The sequence below is a fragment of the Corallococcus carmarthensis genome, assembly GCF_003611695.1.
GTDB lineage: Bacteria > Myxococcota > Myxococcia > Myxococcales > Myxococcaceae > Corallococcus > Corallococcus carmarthensis.
The window spans coordinates 1-2,597 of sequence record NZ_RAWE01000424.1 but is presented as its reverse complement, the minus strand read 5'-3'; the positions used below and the strand labels follow the sequence as shown (position 1 = coordinate 2,597).

At 65.2% G+C, this 2,597-nt stretch carries 3 protein-coding genes; 1 reads left to right on the top strand and 2 read right to left on the bottom strand.

All coding sequences use genetic code 11. The features are described 5' to 3' along the window. Together D7X32_RS44050 and D7X32_RS44045 are read right to left on the bottom strand one after the other, a co-directional pair. The coding region (locus tag D7X32_RS44050) for an FHA domain-containing protein (RefSeq protein WP_120608437.1) at positions 1–763 on the bottom strand (763 nt) is incomplete at its 3' end. Positions 764–790: 27 nt separating this feature from the next. Then, the gene (locus D7X32_RS44045) at positions 791–1,852 is read right to left on the bottom strand and encodes a tetratricopeptide repeat protein (RefSeq protein WP_171449076.1); all 1,062 of its coding nucleotides are present in this window, start codon (positions 1,850–1,852) and stop codon (positions 791–793) included. 103 nt (positions 1,853–1,955) lie between these two features. Between D7X32_RS44045 and D7X32_RS44040 the strand changes: the two genes are divergently transcribed. Then, on the top strand, positions 1,956–2,474 hold the full coding sequence (locus tag D7X32_RS44040; protein ID WP_120608436.1) for an outer membrane beta-barrel protein: 519 nt from the start codon (positions 1,956–1,958) through the stop codon (positions 2,472–2,474). Positions 2,475–2,597: the final 123 nt, after the last annotated feature.

The following is a 2,597-nucleotide window of genomic DNA, read 5'->3' as shown; positions in this document are numbered from 1 at the left end:
GCGGCGAGGGGGCCGGGGCGCTGGAGGGACTCTCCGAGGAGAGGCTCACCGCCGGCTCGTCGGGCGGCTCGGTGGGGTCCACGTAGACGAAGCGGGTGGCGCCAATCTCCAGCTCGTCGCCGTCCTTGAGCGCCTTGCGGTTCACCCGCTTCTTGTTGACCTTGATGCCGTTGCGGCTGCCCAGGTCCTCCACGTGCGTGCCGGACCAGTCGCGGCGCACCTTGGCGTGCTTGCGGGAGACGAGGTCGTCCTTGAGGATGACGTCGGCTTCCTTCTCGTCGCGGCCGAAGACGTGCTCCTGGGCCTCGGAGATTTCAATGCGCTGGCCCTCGCGCGGGCCGTTCATGTAGCGCAGGAAGCGCTCCTCGCCGCCGGCGAGGCCGCGCATCGCGTCCTTCACCATGCCGCGCGCGAGGAAGGACGTCTTGTCGCTGACGTCCGGGGCGATCTCCACGACCTTGTCGAAGCGGACGTCGTACTGCGCGATGGCGATGACGTCGCCGTTGCGCAGCAGTTCCTTCTCCCCCTTGGGGAGCGCCTTGCCGTTGATCTTCGTGCCGTAGGCGCTGCCCAGGTCCTCCAGGAAGTAGAGGGTTCCCTCCTGGATGATGCGCGCGTGGTTGCGCGACACCGCCTGCTGCGGAAGCACCACCTGGCAGGTCTTGTCCCGCCCCAGGGTGATGACGGAGTCGTCGAGGACGACCTCTTTGCCCGAGGCGCCTCCGGCCTCGCTGCGCTGTGTGACGGTCAGACGGACGCTCATCGCGTGTGTCGCTACCCAGAGGGACGGCTAGAACGAGTCGTTGGCGAGGAATCTCTCACACGTCGTGTACTCGGTGGGGAATTCCTCGGAGGTTCCAAACTTCATGAAGTTCTTGCACGCCGTCTGCGCGTGGGTCTGCTTGTGGGCCTCATTGAAGATCTGGAAGAGGCCGAAGTGGCAGGGCGCGAACTTGGCGTCCAGCTTCACGCACTTGCGGTAGGCGCCTTCCTCTTCCGTGAGGAGGCCCTTCTCGCGGTACTGGCGCGCGAGCAGGTACATGGCCGGGGCGCTGTTCTCCGCCGTCTGGGTGTCCTTCAGCTCCTTGAGGGCGGAGTCCGTGAGCGCCACCTTGCGCTGGGCGACGGCCAAGCTGTTGAGGCAGCTGGAGTTCTTCTCATCCAGGCGGGAACAGTTGCCGAAGGCCTCACGGGCCTCCGCGAAGCGGCTCTGCTCCAGCAGCACGGTGCCCAGGTCGTGCCACACCTCCGCGGAGTCCGGGGTGAGCTGGGCGGCCTGGGAGAGGTGCTCGAAGGCCGTCTCCAGGTCCTTGTCCTCGTAGGCCATGATGCCGAGGTTGTGGTGGGCGTTGGCCACGTTGGGGTTGACCGCGAGCAGCGTGTCGAACTCCTTCTTGGCCTCCTTCGTCTTGCCCATCTTCATGAAGGTGAGGCCCAGGTCGTAGCGCGACTCCAGGTTGTCCGGGTTCACCTGCAGGGCGCGCTTGAAGTTGTCGTGGGCCTTTCCGTAGGCGCCTTCCTCCAGATAGAGGACGCCCAGGTTCTGGTAGGCCTGCAGGTGCTCCTGGTTGAAGCGCAGGGCCTTGATGAAGAACTCCTTCGCCTTGCCCTTGTTGCCCGAGTACATGGCGATGAGGCCCTTGTTGGCCCACAGGTCCGCGTACTGGGGGGAGAACTCCAGGCCCAGGTTGCAGTAGGTCTCCGCCTTCAGCAGGTCCCCGTTGGCCATCTCCTGGGCGCACAGCTCATTGTTGATGAGCGCCCGCTCGTGTGGGGGCGGAGTGCTGAGGCAGGCGGTGGTGGAGAGGGAGGCGGCGGCGGTCAGGGCAAGGACGAGGCGGCGAAGACGCATGGCCGCGCGAGTGTAGGAGAGCGCCACCCCATGAGGCAACGCCAGCCTGCCGCTGAATCAGCGCTGTTTTCCAGGGGTTAGGCCGGCTGTAGAGTGCGCCGCCATGCGTACCTACCTTTGTGCCTTTGGCTTGCTCGCGGCCCTGCTGGGCGCGGCTCCTGCTCACGCGCAGTTCTCCAACCGGAGTCTGGGCCTGTCGCTGGGCTACATGGACTTCAAGCGCACCGCGGGTCTCGCGGGCACGCCGTTCATCGGCCTGGAGGGCAGCCTCTACATCGAGAACGGCTTCGAGGTCGTCTCGCTGTCGAAGCTGATGTTCCCCACGGACACCTTCTCCACGCCGGAGAAGCGCGTGGTGGGCCTGGCCCCGTCGCTGGGCATCCGCTACCTGCTGATGGAGGAGAACATCCGCCCGTATATCGGCACGGACGTGAGCTACCTCATCGTCTTCAAGGAGACGACCAGCAACTTCGTGGGCATCGGGCCCAACGCGGGCGTCGATTTCTTCCTCAGCGACTCGGTGAGCCTGGGCGTGCGCGCGCAGTACAACTTCTACATCGCGCTCAACGAGGATACGCAGACGTCGCTGACGGGCTCCTTGGGCCTGGCGACGTACTTCTAGTACCACTTAGTCGGTTGTTGAAGCCGCCGGTCGATCATGATCTACGGTCGCGATGGACCGGCGGACGCTGAAGCGACTCGATGAGGAGTTGCGCGAGTACCTCGACTCGATGGTGGAAGGCAT

What these genes read in the sequence shown, in the direction of transcription:
- D7X32_RS44045 (WP_171449076.1), bottom strand. Translation starts at nt 1,852, where the DNA reads ATGCGTCTTCGCCGCCTCGTCCTTGCCCTGACCGCCGCCGCCTCCCTC.
- D7X32_RS44040 (WP_120608436.1), top strand. Translation starts at nt 1,956, where the DNA reads ATGCGTACCTACCTTTGTGCCTTTGGCTTGCTCGCGGCCCTGCTGGGC.